13 protein-coding genes are annotated in these 16726 nt (G+C 33.5%); 4 read left to right on the forward strand and 9 right to left on the reverse strand.

The window, feature by feature from the left end:
- Positions 1–5: 5 nt before the first annotated feature.
- The 9 genes from Q4503_RS08370 to Q4503_RS08410 form a co-directional block, all read right to left on the reverse strand.
- Positions 6–935, reverse strand: a complete 930-nt coding sequence (locus Q4503_RS08370) for a polysaccharide pyruvyl transferase family protein (protein ID WP_303601979.1) — start codon at positions 933–935, stop codon at positions 6–8.
- A gap of 85 nt (positions 936–1020) precedes the next feature.
- Positions 1021–2472 (reverse strand): lipopolysaccharide biosynthesis protein, encoded by a 1452-nt coding sequence (locus Q4503_RS08375; RefSeq protein WP_303601980.1) that lies wholly within the window; start codon positions 2470–2472, stop codon positions 1021–1023.
- A 90-nt stretch (positions 2473–2562) separates the two neighbouring features.
- A complete protein-coding gene (locus tag Q4503_RS08380) occupies positions 2563–3840 on the reverse strand; it encodes an O-antigen ligase (protein ID WP_303601981.1) in 1278 nt (425 codons plus the stop codon).
- 3 nt (positions 3841–3843) lie between these two features.
- Entirely contained in the window at positions 3844–4989 is a 1146-nt protein-coding gene (locus tag Q4503_RS08385; protein ID WP_303601982.1) for a glycosyltransferase family 4 protein, read from the reverse strand.
- Positions 4986–6881, reverse strand: coding sequence for an asparagine synthase (glutamine-hydrolyzing) (asnB, locus tag Q4503_RS08390; protein WP_303601983.1), 1896 nt, complete (start codon positions 6879–6881; stop codon positions 4986–4988). The genes Q4503_RS08385 and asnB overlap by 4 nt, the downstream gene beginning before the upstream one ends.
- A 5-nt stretch (positions 6882–6886) precedes the next feature.
- Positions 6887–7711 (reverse strand): glycosyltransferase family 2 protein, encoded by an 825-nt coding sequence (locus tag Q4503_RS08395; RefSeq protein WP_303601984.1) that lies wholly within the window; start codon positions 7709–7711, stop codon positions 6887–6889.
- Between the two features lie 14 nt (positions 7712–7725).
- Positions 7726–9225: an exosortase A gene (xrtA, locus tag Q4503_RS08400; RefSeq protein ID WP_303601985.1), complete on the reverse strand. Its 1500-nt coding sequence runs from the start codon at positions 9223–9225 to the stop codon at positions 7726–7728.
- On the reverse strand, positions 9222–10082 hold the full coding sequence (locus Q4503_RS08405) for an XrtA system polysaccharide deacetylase (protein ID WP_303601986.1): 861 nt from the start codon (positions 10080–10082) through the stop codon (positions 9222–9224). The genes xrtA and Q4503_RS08405 overlap by 4 nt, the downstream gene beginning before the upstream one ends.
- A gap of 61 nt (positions 10083–10143) precedes the next feature.
- Positions 10144–11547 (reverse strand): TIGR03013 family XrtA/PEP-CTERM system glycosyltransferase, encoded by a 1404-nt coding sequence (locus Q4503_RS08410; protein ID WP_303601987.1) that lies wholly within the window; start codon positions 11545–11547, stop codon positions 10144–10146.
- 323 nt (positions 11548–11870) lie between these two features.
- Here Q4503_RS08410 and Q4503_RS08415 point away from each other — a divergent pair, with 323 nt between their 5' ends.
- The 4 genes from Q4503_RS08415 to Q4503_RS08430 all read left to right on the forward strand — a co-directional run bounded on the left by Q4503_RS08415 (position 11871) and on the right by Q4503_RS08430 (position 16726).
- Complete coding sequence (locus Q4503_RS08415) at positions 11871–12506, forward strand: XrtA/PEP-CTERM system exopolysaccharide export protein (protein WP_215973025.1); 636 nt, start codon at positions 11871–11873, stop codon at positions 12504–12506.
- Between the two features lie 124 nt (positions 12507–12630).
- The gene (locus tag Q4503_RS08420) at positions 12631–14220 is read left to right on the forward strand and encodes an XrtA system polysaccharide chain length determinant (protein WP_303601988.1); all 1590 of its coding nucleotides are present in this window, start codon (positions 12631–12633) and stop codon (positions 14218–14220) included.
- A 3-nt stretch (positions 14221–14223) separates the two neighbouring features.
- Positions 14224–15150 carry an XrtA-associated tyrosine autokinase gene (locus Q4503_RS08425; protein ID WP_303601989.1) on the forward strand — a complete coding sequence of 309 codons (927 nt, stop codon included), beginning with the start codon at positions 14224–14226 and terminating at the stop codon, positions 15148–15150.
- Positions 15113–16726, forward strand: a complete 1614-nt coding sequence (locus Q4503_RS08430) for a TIGR03016 family PEP-CTERM system-associated outer membrane protein (protein WP_303601990.1) — start codon at positions 15113–15115, stop codon at positions 16724–16726. Before Q4503_RS08425 ends, Q4503_RS08430 begins: the two co-directional genes overlap by 38 nt.

The raw sequence follows: 16726 nt of genomic DNA on the forward strand, positions 1-16726 counted from the left end.
GTTTCTTATTTTAGAGGGACACCATTCATATACAAAAAAAAGCTTCTTATACGCCAGCTATTTTTGATGAATGCAGGTAAAATTGCATCTAGCATTCCTTTTTTCGCCAAAGAGATTGCTTCATTAGGCTCTAACCATTGAACTCCCATATTGTCTAAAACTTCTTTGTGTATACTCTTGTTTTTATGATATCTACCTTCAAATAAGTACGTTTTCTTCTTCAATATTGCACCTATAATACTAGAGTGTGTTCTATTAGTAATAATTTTATTTGCATACAAATGAACTCTCATCCAATGTTCAAAGCTTTGACATCTCTTTGCAGGATCAAACATCACATTATTATAATTAACCTCATGAGATTGAGCACAACCTTCATTATCCTCCCTAAAAGCATAAAAATCGTATGCTCTTTTCCCCCTTCCAACCCTGGCTTCGATTATTTCTTTAGTCAAATGAAATGCAGTATCAATATCTTGATTAATATTTATAAATTCATGTTTAAGTGAAGGTAGTGAAATAAGAGTATTATAAGTGTACTCTTCTCTTGCAAAAATAATGACAGATTCTGATTTATTATTATTAATACACTTTTTAAATTTATGATTTAAAAAGTCTGGGTTCTCACCTACAGAACAAGGTCCATAAATAACAGGGCAGTTAAAACTACAAGCTTTTTCTAAAGCACTCCACCCACCTTCAGAGCACCATTCATTGAATGCTCCACCACCATGAATATAAATAACCTTATTTTTTAATTCTGTTACATCTTTGAATTCTGAAATAGAATATGTTTTGAATATTAATCCAAGTTCTTTGGCAAGCGACTCAGCACCAAAATAAATCAGATCATCACCAAAATTACCCCCTGGTTTAACAAATACGAACTCTTTTCTTGCATAATTTCTAAATATATCTTTTAATTTACTTTTCATTTATACCTACTTTAAAAACTTATTTAATTAAATCTTAATTATCTCGACATTTAGCATATAATAATTAACGCAGTGTTAATATTATTTAAGACAACTTTAATTTGCTGAGTATTTGCATTTCTATCCCTTTCGGTTTCCCTACAGCCCACCAAAAGAATAATATACAGCTAACGTAAGTGATAACACCAATAGCAATCAATAACATCAAATTTAAAAAATCTACATCAATGATATAGAATGATTTCATTACCCATATCATAATACTCATTATTAATGATGAGAGGGCAGGCCTATATAAAATCGCTATCATACTTCTGAAAGAAATATGTATTTCAAATTTTAACCAAGAAAATGAAATAAAGAAGTTAATAATTGCACTGCAAAGCAATGCCAGCGCCGGACTTGATATGTTATCAAAGGATATGATGCCAAATAACATAATTAATAAAATAATGATCCTAATACCTGAAATCATAGTGGTTATTTTAGGCTTACCTATAGCCATATATATATAACCATTATTTGATGACAGTGAAGTAACAAAAGCAGCTAACGATAATAACTGAATAACTTCGATAGCCCCTATCCACTTTTCACCTAAAACTACTGGAACAAAGAAATCGGAGACACTAAACAGACCTAAAGCAGCAGGAAGCGCTAATATTGTGATCATCGAACACGTACTATAAAATAATAAAGTTAATTCTTTTAAGTTATCTTTTGCTTTAGAATATGCTGGATATGACGCCTTATTAATTGGTGCGCCTATCTCTGAAACAGGTAAAGTCGCCATTTCCTGGCTTATAGAATAGAGCCCTGCAGCTTTTGTAGAGATCATTTTCCCTACAATTAAATCAATACTTTTATTGTTTATATAATAGAAAATATTATTTAGCATTAACCATTTAGAGAATCTAAATAGTTCCTTTCCCCCTTTCATAGATAATGATGGAGAATAAGGTTTCATGATATAACTTTGGATTACGTTAAAAAGTGAAAGCGCCAACATTCCATAAACTAATGCCAAGTAATTTCGCAAATGCCACGCTAAAAATAAAGTAACGAAAAAACTAAATAATTTAGGGACCAACTGTAAGATCAGCTCTTTCTTAAAGTTCATATCTCTCTGAAAGTCTACAACCTTGATATTGATTAATGCATTAAATAAGAACATTAGCGCTACCCACCTAAACACTTCGATGAGTCGTTGATCATCGAAGAAAGAAGCTAAGTGTGATGCCATAAAAAACATTAAACTTGATGCTATTATGCCAAAGCATAAATTAATCGTAAAAGTAGTATCATAATCAGATTTTTGAGGGGCAGTTTTTTGAATAATCGCGGCATTGAAGCCGAATAAACCAAATAGCTCTATAAATGAATATATTGACATTACAATTGCAATAACTCCAAAATCCTCAGGAGTTAAAAGCCTCACTAAAATAAGAGAACTAATTATCCCTAAACTTTTTACTAGCAATCTAGTAATAAGCATCCAGATAGCACTAGAGCCTAACTTTCCCGCTAAAGTAGACATTTAGGTTTAACCTTATTTATTTTCCTAAAATGAAAGATTATATAAGTTAATATTGGTGTTTTTTTTATGAATTTAAGTATTATCTGCATTTTATTTCTGATTGTTTTCTACTAGGGGTCTATTCAAAATATTACTAGTAATTATTATAAGCGCAATCATCCAAACAGTTATTTCTAAAACTTTACTATTAGAAAACTGACTGGCTGCCATAACCCCAATCATTCCGCCAGTTAAACCCAACATTATAAGCCTGAGATCACGATCGTATTCTTTATTCTTTGACATTGATAAACCTCTTTTAACCACACCAAAAATAACCAGAAAAAAGAGTCCCGCTCCTATAATTCCATGATCAGCTAACATTGTCATTGTTAAGTTATGCGAGCCACGTAATGCTCCTGCGGTAGTATTTGTTAAGTATTTTTGATCAATATATATCGGACTTAGTAGTAGTGTTGTACGGTGACCATTTCCTATTAAAATATCCTCTTTAAACATTTCTATTTGCGCATTAATAATAATCATTCTTGATTGAGCGCTAACATCTATTTCTTCAGAGCTTTCTGCTGATATAATAGATTCTATTCTATTAACAATTAAATCGATCGACACAAACGATAAGGCAATTAATGCAACAGCTCCCCACTTTATTAATGTACCTTTAAATTCTTTTGCCGAGAATAAAACTAAAAACAAGCCGGTTGCAACTAAAGCCCCTATTGCTCCACGACTACCCGACATAATAATGAGATTACCTGCAAAAGCTAACGGGATAAGTAACCAGTATTTCTTTTTTACTGCATTACTCAGAAATAAGAAAGCTGCTGTTACTACTATAGGAATAACATGTATTGCGAGTAGATTGGAGTCATCTATACTTGGTAAGCCCGCTCGTTCAAACCTACCTCCACTGTGCGTTTGCAAAGCAGTAAAGCCAATATAAGCACAACCGATTAAGTTCGCTAAAATTACAACAATGAGCTTTTGTTTTGTATTAACTATTGTTATTAATAAAAAGTATAGAATGAGCAACTTCACTAATAAAACAAAATATATTTGATGCCATTCAGTACTTAAAACAAAAGGAAATTGAAGGCCAACAAATACTACAAACGCAATCAATAATTTTGTTTCTTTAAACTTAAGCCAGTCGCTTTTGTTTTTTTCATGTATAAATACGCTAATTAACGTTAATACAGCAACAATCAACGTCCATCTCATTTCCGGCAAAAAAGCCCCCCAATATTTACCAGGAGGATGCATATAAAAACAAAAGAAATATAGCAAAATACCTGCCATAGGTTTTTTTAATGTATATAAAGCTCCGACCATAAAAACAAGAACAAAACCAATTGCTGTAATAGGCATAACTTATCTCTTTTGGGTACTATGTTCAGTTTCAAATAGCTTAACAATACGCTTAGCATTTTCTTGCCAAATAAATTGTTTTTCTATCACACTCGATTTAACTGCAGTTCGAAGAACTTCTAGCTCATTAATATGCTCAATAGCATACTCCAATTTTTCAATAAATGATGTTTGATTACCTTTTTCAAAAAATAACGCTGTTTCGTCACTTAGTATCTCTCGAATATTTGGGTACTCTGGCGCAATAATTACACTACCTACAGCCATGTATTCAAACATTTTAAGGGGCGATGCATAAGCGGTAACGTCTGGCTGTAAAGCAATGTCGAATTGCTCAACATAATCAAGTACTTTATCGCGAGTGACCAAACCTGCGAATTCAATTTTATCACTAATACCAAGCGCTTCTGCTTGGGCTTTTAATTCAGGTAAAATATTACCATCACCCACACAAATTAGTTTTAGCGGTAATGCTTTGTATTTTGCTATGGCGTCAATAGCTTTGTCCATACCATGCCAAGGGTGAATAAAACCCGTAAAACCAATAACAATGTCTTTTTTATCTTGTTGTATTGGTTTAGCAAGCATTTCATCAATAAATGGCTGATTTACACCATTATGTATAACCGTGATATTGCTTTCTTTCACCCCTACATTACGTAAGTGGTCGGCCAGTACGTCAGTAACAGGTAGAGTATGCGTTGCATTTTTCCAAGTATAATTTTCTATCCATTTGGCAAATTTAACTAATGATAAACCACTATAGCGACTACGCTCCTCAACCAAAGGAGCATTAACCTCTAAAATTAAAGGTATCTTAAATAACTTACTCGCCCATATTCCTGCTGGTTGATAAAGATTATATCGCTCATAAATAAATTTAGGTTTGAATTGTTTTATGGCTATCACTAACTTAACGAATATCCAAAAACTGTATGAGAGCTCTAATAACTCGTATAACGCTCTAGGTAATTGTTTTTTTAGTTTTGTTACAAAGCCACCATCATGACCAAAATCACTGTTATCATTAAGCGAAGGCGCTATAAACTTAAGTTCATGCCCCTGTTCAAGAAACGCATTAGTTAGTTCTTCCACATGCACAAACTGACCATCTTTTGAAGCAATACGGTGATGATATAAAATTTTCATAATTTATTATTATTTTTCCTAAAAAAAGCTTCCAAAATAAGAATTGCCCAAATTAACACGCCATTGTTGGATTTTCGTTTGTGGTGATCGTTTAGTAATTGCCTAAGGTGTAGCGCATTAAAAATATTTTCTGATAGTAAGTGCTCTGACAAAATACGTTTTTCCAATGTATCTAAAGGGATTTGTCTTATCCATTCATCAAGCGGGGCTGTAAATCCCATTTTCTCACGATTAAGAACAAATTTTGGAACAATACATTTGAGCGACTCAGCCAAGGCAGCTTTAACTTTTCTTCCCTTTAAGTTTACGCTAGGTGCTAAACTTAAACCATATTCTACTAGATTATGATCTAAAAATGGCACTCGAGCTTCTAATGAACCGGCCATACTTGCCCTGTCAACCTTAGTTAATATATCGCTTGGTAAGTAGGTTTTAAAATCAATATACTGAACTTGCTTTAAAATACCTAGCCCTTTCACTTCACTCGCTAATTTTTGAAAAAATGATAACGAAGTATAACCATTTAACTTGGATATAAAGTCTAATGAATACAAAGATGTAATTGTTTTATTATCCGCTAATGACATTGAATTATGGTGACTAGTTATCCCATCACTACTTAAGGAGTTGAACGTTGATTTTGCTCTCATGAATCTAGGTAGACTATTGAAGTGTGGGTATATTTTACCTAAAAGTGAAAATATTGGTTTATTGATACCACCAGGGAAGAACCTTCTAATCTTTTCTTCCATATTAAGCATTTTATAGTTTCTATAACCAAAAAACAGTTCATCGCTACCGTCTCCTGACAGAACGACTTTAACATTTTCTTTAGCTACTTTACTTAGTATTAAGGTCGGTATAGCTGAGTTGTCAGCAAAAGGTTCATCAAATATATCGACAAGTAAATCAACTAGTGATAAATCGTTTACGGACACATTAGTTGTTGAATGTTGAGTTTTAAATTCTTGTGCTACTCTTTCTGCAAAACTTGATTCATCATATTGAGAAAGATCAAAACCTATTGAGCATGTATTAAGGTTTGTCGTTATTTGTTCGCTCATTAATGCAACAATAGCAGTTGAATCTAGCCCTCCGGATAAGAATGCCCCCAAGGGCACATCAGCTATCAGACGTTTTTTCACCGACTCATTAAGTAGTTTTTGCAAATGTTCATTGTTACATTCTTTATTATCTTCAGAAATGAAGGTCTTAACATCCCAATAACATGTAGTTTCTACATTCTTATCTTGTTCATTAATTAATATATAATGGCCTGCAGGAATTTTGTGAATACTTTTATAAATCGACTTGGGTTCAATAACATAACCCAGTGTTAGAAAGTCCTCTAAAGCTGCCTCATTAATACTTGAATCTATATCGCAATGTCGTTTTATTGCTTTTAATTCTGATGAAATAACTAGCTGATTTTTGTTTGTTATCGCCCAATGCAGAGGTTTAATGCCTAGCCGATCTCTAACTGCGAATAAAACTCGAGTTGCTTTATCCCACAACACAAATGCAAACATTCCATTAAATTTATCAACACATTTTGTATTCCAAGCCAGCCATGCATTAACAATAACTTCAGTATCACTATTAGTATTAAATACAAAACCAAGTGCTATTAACTCACACTTTAGTTCTTTGAAATTATATATTTCACCATTAAAGGTAACCGCTATAGTATTAGTTGCATCAACAAGAGGCTGTTGTCCTGTTGCTAGATCAATAATGGACAGCCGATTATGCCCTAGCCCGACATATTCATTAATATATATGCCATTACCATCGGGACCACGATGATGTTGACTGGAATTCATGCGCTCTAAAGTATCTTTACCTTTAAAACTATCCCTGTCTAACTCATAAATTGCTGCAACACCACACATAAAAACTAACCAAACCTATTTAGTCGTTTATATAGTTTATTTAATCCCCAAAAATAATGGTGCTTATTCATTAAATAAAATAATCCTTTTAAATGAGAGAAATGAAATTTAGAAAGCTTAAAACCACGAGATAACTCTTGTGCATCATGAATAACTTCTGCGTGCGGAAGATAGGTGATTTTATATCCTTGCTCCCATACTCGTAAGCAGTAATCTACATCTTCTGGTGAATAAAATATTTTTTCATCAAATAAACCTGTCTTTTTAAACGCTTCGCTCGAAAGCATCCAACAGGCTGAAATAGCATAATCAACAGTCATTGGCTCAGTAGCTAATTGAAGTGCATGTGGCTTTGCTTCAATATTTTTTAGAAATAAAAAGCGCTTTAACTTATGAATAAGTGTAGGGAAAACATCGCAAGACAATTGAAAATTACCACTATTGTATGAGAGCCTCGGTACAGCCATGCCTACATCTTCATTATTTTCCAGATATGATAGTAAACCTTGAATGGCACTATGATTAATATAGGCATCTGAATCAAGCACTAAAATAAACTTACCCTTCGCTTTTTTTAACGCTGCATTTCTAGAATAAGTTGTACCTGTGTTTTCAGTAAAGAAAATAGGCTTTATTAATTCTGGGTGTGAGCTTTGGTATTTATTTTCATATTCTTTAATTAATTCCACGCTTCCGTCTTTGGAACCGTTATCAACAATGAATATTTCACTTTGTTCGTCAAATTCTAACAACGAACTTATTAAGTCATCTAAACAACGCTTTATTGGATCAACAGAGTTGTAAGAAAGAATAACGGTAGAAACTAACATAAATTACTGCATTCCTATTCTATCAAAATGGTATGTTGTTTAACTTTAAAAAAACCTTCATACATAAATTTGTCTAAATCATTATCAGCGTTAGATGGATCTAACGAGGACAACACAATAACCTCTCCACCAAAATCAGTCATCATTATTTTATTAGTTAGTTGCAATAACTTAAACTCAATTTTATTAGCTGACAGCATGTTATTAACTTTATACGTAACCCTAATTGTGCGCTCTTTACCTTGTATATTAACTATAGAAAGTGATGTGTATGGTATATTGTTATCGCTGATATCAGTTATTTCATGAGAAGAAATACTTTTAAGTGACCAAAGATCTTCGTCAAAAAATCTGTTTTGATAACTGATTATTTCTTTATCATCTGTTTCAGCATAATACTTAGCTATAAAAATCTCTACGTTGTCAGAAGTTGATTTCGATATGTATATTTCATCTGCTCGAGGGAAACTTGGTATCCAATTATTATCAAACTTAGGAATGTCTTTAAAGTCAGTGTCTGTCAATGAGCTTTTGTCTATTTGTTCTGTTAACAAATTTACATTTTTTTCATATTGGTATTTTAACAGCGGACCTAAAAATAAAACTAATAACGTAAAAGTAGTAAATATTAAAGATGGAAATTTTTGTGCTACCGATTTGTCCTTCTTCACTTGAGTTTTTTCTAATTCAGCAATGGGGTCACTCATATAATGGCCAATAACAAATATTAAGCCCATTATAAAAGCAAAAAATACCCAACCATAAACTAAGTGATCAAATCCTACAGCAGCCTTCATATCAGATAAGTGACCAATAAGAATGATTAAAAATGCCCTCAAACCATTACCAATAATAGCAACAGCACAACAAATCAAAACAAAAAGAATTTGCTTATAAAGCTTAGTGAAATTCAAATACGAATATAGAACACCAATAGTAATAGTTGAAATTAAAAATCTTATACCACTACATGCTTCAGCAACAACAAAATTACCGTTTGGTATTTGTATATACATTCCATCCCTATAAACAGGAATACCTAAAATTTTAATCATATATACAGAGATATCAGCTGTAACAAACTGTAGATAAGGAATTAAAAAATCACCGATGGGAATTGAAAGATACAAAAAGGCTAAGGGAAATCTTAAGAAAAAAACCACTTTCCAACCAAAAAAAGCCCAAGTTAAGACTATAAATAAACTAAATAATGCAAACTGCTCTAAGACATTGATATAGGAAACAACACTAACAAACCAGAATAGCGAGGTTAGACCCACCAAAACCAAGCCTAAAAAAGATGGTTGTGCCTCAATTAATGCAAGTTCATTCTTTTTACGATGTATTAACCATAACGTAGTAGGTAAGATTAAAAAACCATGTCCGTATGTATTTGAGTATTCCCAAATTAGTGCGAGCTTATTAAAAGAACCATTAAAAGCTAAAAGTAATGAAAAGATTAAGCTACTAATTAATATTATATTTTTTGTATACGTGCTCTGTATGATGGTCATATAACTCCCTTTTTATTTACATCATCTTCATTCAAATAAACATTCTTCATTGTTGACCATTTAAAATCCATTAATAAATGTTCTATTTTATTCTCCATTCTAGACAAATTAATATAGTGTCTAAATTTCGATTTAAGTGAAGCTTCTTTAACCCTAGGTTGTTTAGGATCAATTTCCCATGGATGAAAATAAAAATTATAAGGCTGCTGCTCTTGCTGATGGAACTTATCAATACGATTTTTAGAGAGCCAATAAGGATATAAGCGGAAATAACCTCCACCACCTATCCCTGTATTTTCATCATTTTTTCTAAGTGTAGGAATAGGAATTTCAATTATCCCTTCCTTACGCAGATGTTTGAATCGAGGCCACTTAGGTGTACCATATAGGTCGTGCTCTATTGGGTATGTACTGGAGCTATATAAAATACCTAATTCATGTAACAACTCAAATACCCATTCATTATTTTCACCTATAGAAAAGCTAGGAGCTCTATACCCTAAAACTTTTTGCCCTGACAACTGCTCTAATAAATCAATACTTTTAACAATATCGATTTTGAGTTCTTCCCTTGATTGCGTTGAGGCTCTTCGGTGATTATAACCATGACTAGCAATTTCATGACCTGCATCTGCAATATCCTGCATTAGTTTAGGAAAAGCATTAGCAACCCACCCTAAAATAAAGAAGGTACCTTTTATTTCATGCTTTGCAAATATATCGAGTATTCTTCTCGTATTATAATCAACCGTAGGTTTACAGTTTGACCAGTCTTGTGGCTGAATAACTTTTTCAAAAGCAGAAACATGAAAATAATCTTCTACATCAACTGTCATCGCATTTATAATGTTGCTCATGAATAAAAACCTTTATGGACTATAAACCAAGTAGCACTGATAAAAAATAAGCAAGATAGCATTAGCGCCCCTTACCAAACAACACAATCTCAACTGTTCTGATCAAAATTAACAGGTCCAACAAAAAACTGCGATGCTTAATGTAATACAAATCATATTTAAGCTTTTCTAATGAATCCGCTTCCGTAGCACCATAAGGATACTTCAGTTGCGCCCAACCTGTTAATCCAGGTTTAACATTATGACGTTCATTATAATAAGGAATATTTTTAATCAAACTTTGCACAAATTCTGGTCTTTCAGGTCTAGGGCCAACAAACCCCATATCACCACGAATAACGTTATAAATTTGTGGTAACTCATCAATTCGATATTTACGTAAAATATTACCTATTTTGGTGATACGAGGGTCATCTTCCGAAGCCATTTGAGCACCAAATTTTTCGGCGTCTAAACGCATACTTCTAAATTTAATAATATTAAAAGGTTCACCGTCTAAACCGACACGTTCTTGGAAGTAAAAAACAGGCGCTTTTAACCCTTCATCTAATTTAATTAACACAGCAGTTAACAGCATTATTGGCCAAGTAACAAATAATAGTATAGAAGCCATTGCCGCATTAAATATCCAATCTAACGTATTACGCAAATGATTTGCTGAAGCAAAACCGTTCGAATAAATAACCCAACTCGGATAAATAAGATTTACTGCTATTTGTCCTGTTTCTCGTTCAATAAAGTCTAAAATTTCAGTAATTTCAATACCACGAATTTTACAAGCAAAAAGCTCATCAATAGGAATATTATTGCGGCGTTCATCACTCGCCACAACGATTTCATCAATTTGATGGTTTAACGCATAATTCACTAATGAACCCTTAAGTTCGATTCTTGTTTCTTGTTTTATGCCTTCTTCGGCGTCGCCATTCATAACAACATAACCATGCACTGAAAAACTTTGTCTATCGACATCTCTGCGCATTCGTCTTTCTATTATCGATGCCCTTTCACCGGCACCAAGTACTAAAACAATACGTTTATTAAAACCAAAAAAGTCTATTTGAACCGTTAAGTATCTAAAGAAGCTAATCAATATAAAGCTAACTAATGACGCTATCGCTAATACTTCTATTGGCAGCGCATAAGTACCATAAAGAGGATTAATGATAGTAAGAATAAAAAAGGCAACTGCAACACACATTAATACTCGGCGAATAACGCCTCGAAAGTTAACTCGTAATTTAGAGTTATATAAACCTAACGCGAGTGAAGTTAATTGATTAAGAAGAGCAAAAACTACCGAATAAATCAGTAAGTAATTATCAGGAATAGCAGAAAAATGACTTTCCATAACAAAGCTACTACCATATATAACAAAAGGCAATGCACTTAAAAACAATAAGAACTCTATTGATATCAATGACTTGCTTGCAATTGATAAATCTCGAAATTTGGGGCTAGACATAATAGACTAGATTCCTTGATGAATTATATATTTGTCGGAATGAATTCCACCCAAAAATAGGGGGCGTAAATAGATGTAATTTAGAATTTATTTTAGCTATTAGGATAAGGTTAATTTTTGATAGATATATTAAATTTCTATGAAAGACATCACCCAAATAACACAAAAAACTCACACTACAAATCTAAAAGAAATGATTCTATCAAAAATGTAGCTAAAGTTAAGGTTTTATTTACCGTTGTTAAAATGTGGCATCTATGAAAAAAATACCATACAATCAATAATCGAATTACAAATAATTTTTGATGTTGAAGGTATATACCATGGATAAAAAATTTACCAAGTCACTTAAAGTAATCGTTGTTTTACTTTTAGCTCAAATCATTTCAGCCTGTTCTACTAATCAATTACCAACAGCTACACTCCACTCTTCAAATACCGACGATATTAACTCTTATAAATACCTTATTGGTGCTGGAGATGTGCTTAATATATTTGTTTGGCGTAATCCTGAGGTTTCAGGATCATTCGTTGTTCGTCCTGACGGCATGATTACCACTTCACTGGTAGAAGATATAAAAGTATCGGGTAAAACGCCTACTGAGCTAGCCCGTTCAATTGAAGAGATATTAGGAACTTATTTAAGAGACCCTATCGTAACTGTTACGGTGAATAGTTTTGTTGGCCCATTTAGCGAGCAAATTCGTGTTATTGGTGAGGCAGCGCAACCACAAGCGATCAATTATACTCAACACATGACATTATTAGATGTAATGATACAAGTAGGTGGTTTAACGGAATTTGCTAATGGTAATGGTGCTGTATTAGTTAGAATTGAAGATGGTAAGCAACAACAATACGACATCATGATTGACGAATTATTAAAAGATGGGGATATTAGCGCCAACGTTGATATGTTACCTGGTGATATTATCATTATTCCTGAAGCTTGGTTTTAATCAAGTAGCCTTTTAGTCTGATTAGAGAATACTAACTTATCTTCTAAGCATGATTAAACTTAATGTAGGTTGGACTTCTGTCTGACAGCGGAAAAAATATAATTAATGAAGGTTAGTAATTAGAATGCAAGAAATATTTAATGATCTACTCGATTATTTAAAAGGTATTTGGATTAAACGTCGGTATATTATTATATCGACTTGGCTTATCTGCCCGATCGGATGGGGTGTTGTTTCAATGATGCCCAATGTATATGAATCTGAAGCACGTGTATTTGCTGATACTCAATCAATATTAGCACCATTACTGAAAGGGTTAACGGTACAAACCAATCCAGACATTCAAATCAATTTAATGATTAAAACATTACTTAGTCGCCCTAATTTAGAACGTATTTCACGAATGACTGATTTAGACATTCAAGCTGAAACACCGCAACAATATGAAGCTATTATAAATCGCTTACGAGAAAATATAAAAATAGTAAAAACCCGAGGAAGAGATAATATATTTACTATTTCCTTTGAAGATAAAAGCCCAGAAATGGCTAAAAATGTTGTACAATCAGCATTAACCGTCTTTATAGAAAATACTCTTGGCCAAAATCGAACAGATTCAGATTCTGCACAGAAATTCTTAAAAAGCCAGATAGCCGATTATGAGAATAGGTTGACAAGTGCAGAGGGTCGCTTAACAGACTTCAAACAAAAATATAGCACCATGCTACCCGACCAAAATGGTGGTTATTATACTAGGCTTAATCTTGCCAAAGAAAACTTAGAAAAAATTGAACTTGAATTAAAAGAGGCTGAAACACAATTAGCATCTGCTAGAGCTCAATTAGGCACTGTACCTAGTGAGTCAAGCTCAAGCCAAAATAAAATACAAACAGCCAACTCTATTAAAACTAATTTTGATGATCGTATTACTGAATTAGAATTATCATTAGACGCTTTGCTCTTAAGATATACTGATAATCATCCTGATGTAGTCGAAGCCAAAAGACGTCTAGAGCACTTAGAGAAAGAACGCAGCAACGAAATTGAAGAATACTTAAATGAAGCAAGTAATAATGATAGCAACTCATTAATCACGAGCCAAAACCCTGTTATTCAAGAATTACAAATTCAAGTTAATCAATTTGAAAATCAAGTAGCCTCAATGAAAGTTAGAGCTAATGATTATCGAAATAAAGTGAGTGAGCTTGAAAGTAAAATTCATGTATTACCTGAAATTGAAGCTGAATTGGTTGCACTAAACCGTGGTTATGAAATTACTAAAAATAAATATGAACAATTATTGAATCGACAAGAAACTGCTCAACTAGCACAACAAGCAGATGAAACAACCAATAAAATACAATTTAAAGTGATAGATCCCCCTAGAGCTGCAGATAAACCTTCAGGGCCTAAGCGAATACTATTCTTTATATTCGTAACTTTTTTGGGTTTTGGTGCAGGGATTGGTTTATCATTATTATTCAGTCAATTATCACCTGTAGCAACGTCTACTGCTCAGTTATCAAAAGCGACTGGCGTACCTATATTTGGTGTGGTATCCGCTAATGAAAATTTGGGCCTACAAAAATGGCATAAAAAGAAGACAATTCTTTTTATTATATCCAATCTTTGCCTACTAATTATTCTGATGATGTTTATAAGTTATTTTTTATTTCCTGATGCCATTCAAGCCCCATTGAAAAGGATATTATAAGCCATGAGCACTATAGAAAAGGCATTGGCCAAACAAAAAAAAGCGGCGCAAGACAATAAGAGTAATATTGAAGCGCAAGATATAAGCTTGAAAGAAAGTAATGATGCAACAAGTGCTGAAATACCGCACCAAATAAAAGATACCCAAACTGCTTTGAAAAGCTCTACGTCTACTAAAACATCAAGAGCAAATAAAGAAGCAATCATTTTAAATGGTGAGCACCTAACTGAGCGTGGATTTATTTTTAGTGCTAACAGTGCTCATCATATACAAGAAGAATTCCGCCATATTAAACGTAAGTTAATCAACAATGCTTTTGGGGCTGCCGCGAAAACATTAAAGCACAGTAACTTAATTATGGTGAGCAGCTCTAACCCTAATGAAGGTAAAACTTTTATCTCAATTAACCTTGCTTTAAGTATTGCACTTGAACAAGATAAAACTGTTTTATTAGTTGATGCTGATGTATTAAGACCAAGCATACACAGAGAGTTAGAATTTGAAAGTAAGCAGGGTTTACTTGAATATCTACTTGACGAAGTACCATCATTATCTGATGTTATTTATAATACCAGCATTGATAATTTAAAATTAATCCCTGCCGGTAAGCCACATCATTTAACCAATGAGTTACTAGCTAGTGCTAAAATGGCTTCATTAGCAGAAGAGCTTGCTCAACGCTATCCAGACCGTATTGTTATATTTGATTGTCCACCTATACTAGGTGTTACTGAGACCCCTGTATTATCAAGCTTAGTGGGACAAGCAGTTGTTGTGGTTGAAGAGTCCAAAACAAAATTAGATAGTGTAAAAAAAGCGGTTGCTCAACTTAACGAAGATATCGCTGTCGGCTTCGTAATGAATAAAACAATCAGATCTAAAAAGGATGAGTATGGCTATTATGGCTATGGCTACGGTAAGAAAAGCTAATAATTTTCACTTAGCCAATGTTTTAACATTATTAACATGCTCAATTTTCGTAACTCCGACCATGGCCGGAGAGTGGCAGTTTGTGCCCACTTTTGGGATAGAAGAAACCTATACCGATAATGTAGAATTAACGATTACTGACCCCACTTCTAGCCTAGTATCTCAAGCGATTTTAGGAGTGGGGGTAGATTACCAATCTCGCTTTGCTAACTTTTCTTTTACTGGCGAGAACAATAACCTCTTCTTTAGTCATGATAGTAGTATTGATGACAATTATTTAACGCTGAATAGTCAGGGAAGTTTATACCTCTGGTCTGATGGACCAGAGATTTTTGCGACAGCTGTCGTCGATAATACCAGTAGAAACTCAGCTAGCAATAGCCTTGCTGATTTAGTCTCTGGCGATACAGTCCAGTCTGAAAGTTATGCTACAGGTCTACGTTATAACGTCAATAACAGCAGTTTCGCTCTACAATCTGCAGTTACATATAGTACCAGTAGGTTTGAAGATGATATTGGTGATTATGATAGTGAATCTATTTATATAAATACCAACAATAATAACAATGCACGTCTCGTTTTTTGGCAGCTAAATAGTAGTTATTCAAAAAGAGAACAGAACTCTTTAGGTATTACTAGAGATGGAAAGCAATATAGTGTCGATGCAAAATTAGGCTTAATAACTCCGATAGATCTCAATCCTTTTATTCGTTTCTATGATGAGGATTTCTCAGGTACTTTTGGCAATCAAAGCCAACCGACGACGTCTTCATGGGGCCCTGGTTTCCGCTGGTTAGTTTCACAACACTTACAATTAGATTTGTCTTATAACTATGTTACCGATGATGAAGTTAGTGATGATTATGTCGCCGCATCAATTCAATGGGATCCTTCAGCAAGAACTTCATTAACAGCAGGCTACAGCCAACGCTTTTTTGGCGATTCATATGACCTCAGTTTTCAACATAGAACAAAACGTTTAACCAACACTATTTCTTATGATGAAACTCTAGAAGTGTTTGATCGAAATAGTTTCCAACAAATAGATCTAGGTGCATTCTGGTGTCCAACAGGCTCTACCATCGCAAATATTGCTAACTGTTTTGCCCAATCAGAGCAACCAGACGATAGTCAATTTCAATTAACAAACTTTTTTTACTTAGAGCCAGTTGAGAGTAACGAATTTTCGTTAAATAAACGCTTTTCTTGGAATTCAACATTACAACTTGCTAGAACCTCTTTTACTTTTAGCGCCTCAGGTACTAGACGTGAGAGTATTGAATCTGAAATAGTAGACGATACCTTGTCAGCCTCGTTCACAATAAATCGTAGAATTAGTGGTAAAAGTAAGTTAACGCTATTAGCTAAGTACGACAACAATATTTATGACAAAAATAATCCCGCAGGGAGTAGACAAGAAGATGATTACAGAACATTATCTGCCACTTACACTAAAAATTTAGCATCATCTTTATCAACTCATTTTACGCTTCAACAAGTCAATAGAGACTCAACGGTTGAGCAGTATACCTACGATGAATTACGCGCAATAATTAACGTAACCAAAGAATTTTAA

Source organism: Colwellia sp. 6_MG-2023, assembly GCF_030547765.1.
In the GTDB taxonomy this organism is placed as follows: Bacteria; Pseudomonadota; Gammaproteobacteria; order Enterobacterales; family Alteromonadaceae; genus Colwellia.

Bases quoted from the DNA above. Each gene is read 5' to 3' on its own strand.
- Q4503_RS08370 (WP_303601979.1), bottom strand. From the start codon at position 935: ATGAAAAGTAAATTAAAAGATATATTTAGAAATTATGCAAGAAAAGAG.
- Q4503_RS08375 (WP_303601980.1), bottom strand. From the start codon at position 2,472: ATGTCTACTTTAGCGGGAAAGTTAGGCTCTAGTGCTATCTGGATGCTT.
- Q4503_RS08380 (WP_303601981.1), bottom strand. From the start codon at position 3,840: ATGCCTATTACAGCAATTGGTTTTGTTCTTGTTTTTATGGTCGGAGCT.
- Q4503_RS08385 (WP_303601982.1), bottom strand. From the start codon at position 4,989: ATGAAAATTTTATATCATCACCGTATTGCTTCAAAAGATGGTCAGTTT.
- asnB (WP_303601983.1), bottom strand. From the start codon at position 6,881: ATGTGTGGTGTTGCAGCAATTTATGAGTTAGACAGGGATAGTTTTAAA.
- Q4503_RS08395 (WP_303601984.1), bottom strand. From the start codon at position 7,711: ATGTTAGTTTCTACCGTTATTCTTTCTTACAACTCTGTTGATCCAATA.
- xrtA (WP_303601985.1), bottom strand. From the start codon at position 9,225: ATGACCATCATACAGAGCACGTATACAAAAAATATAATATTAATTAGT.
- Q4503_RS08405 (WP_303601986.1), bottom strand. From the start codon at position 10,082: ATGAGCAACATTATAAATGCGATGACAGTTGATGTAGAAGATTATTTT.
- Q4503_RS08410 (WP_303601987.1), bottom strand. From the start codon at position 11,547: ATGTCTAGCCCCAAATTTCGAGATTTATCAATTGCAAGCAAGTCATTG.
- Q4503_RS08415 (WP_215973025.1), top strand. From the start codon at position 11,871: ATGGATAAAAAATTTACCAAGTCACTTAAAGTAATCGTTGTTTTACTT.
- Q4503_RS08420 (WP_303601988.1), top strand. From the start codon at position 12,631: ATGCAAGAAATATTTAATGATCTACTCGATTATTTAAAAGGTATTTGG.
- Q4503_RS08425 (WP_303601989.1), top strand. From the start codon at position 14,224: ATGAGCACTATAGAAAAGGCATTGGCCAAACAAAAAAAAGCGGCGCAA.
- Q4503_RS08430 (WP_303601990.1), top strand. From the start codon at position 15,113: ATGGCTATTATGGCTATGGCTACGGTAAGAAAAGCTAATAATTTTCAC.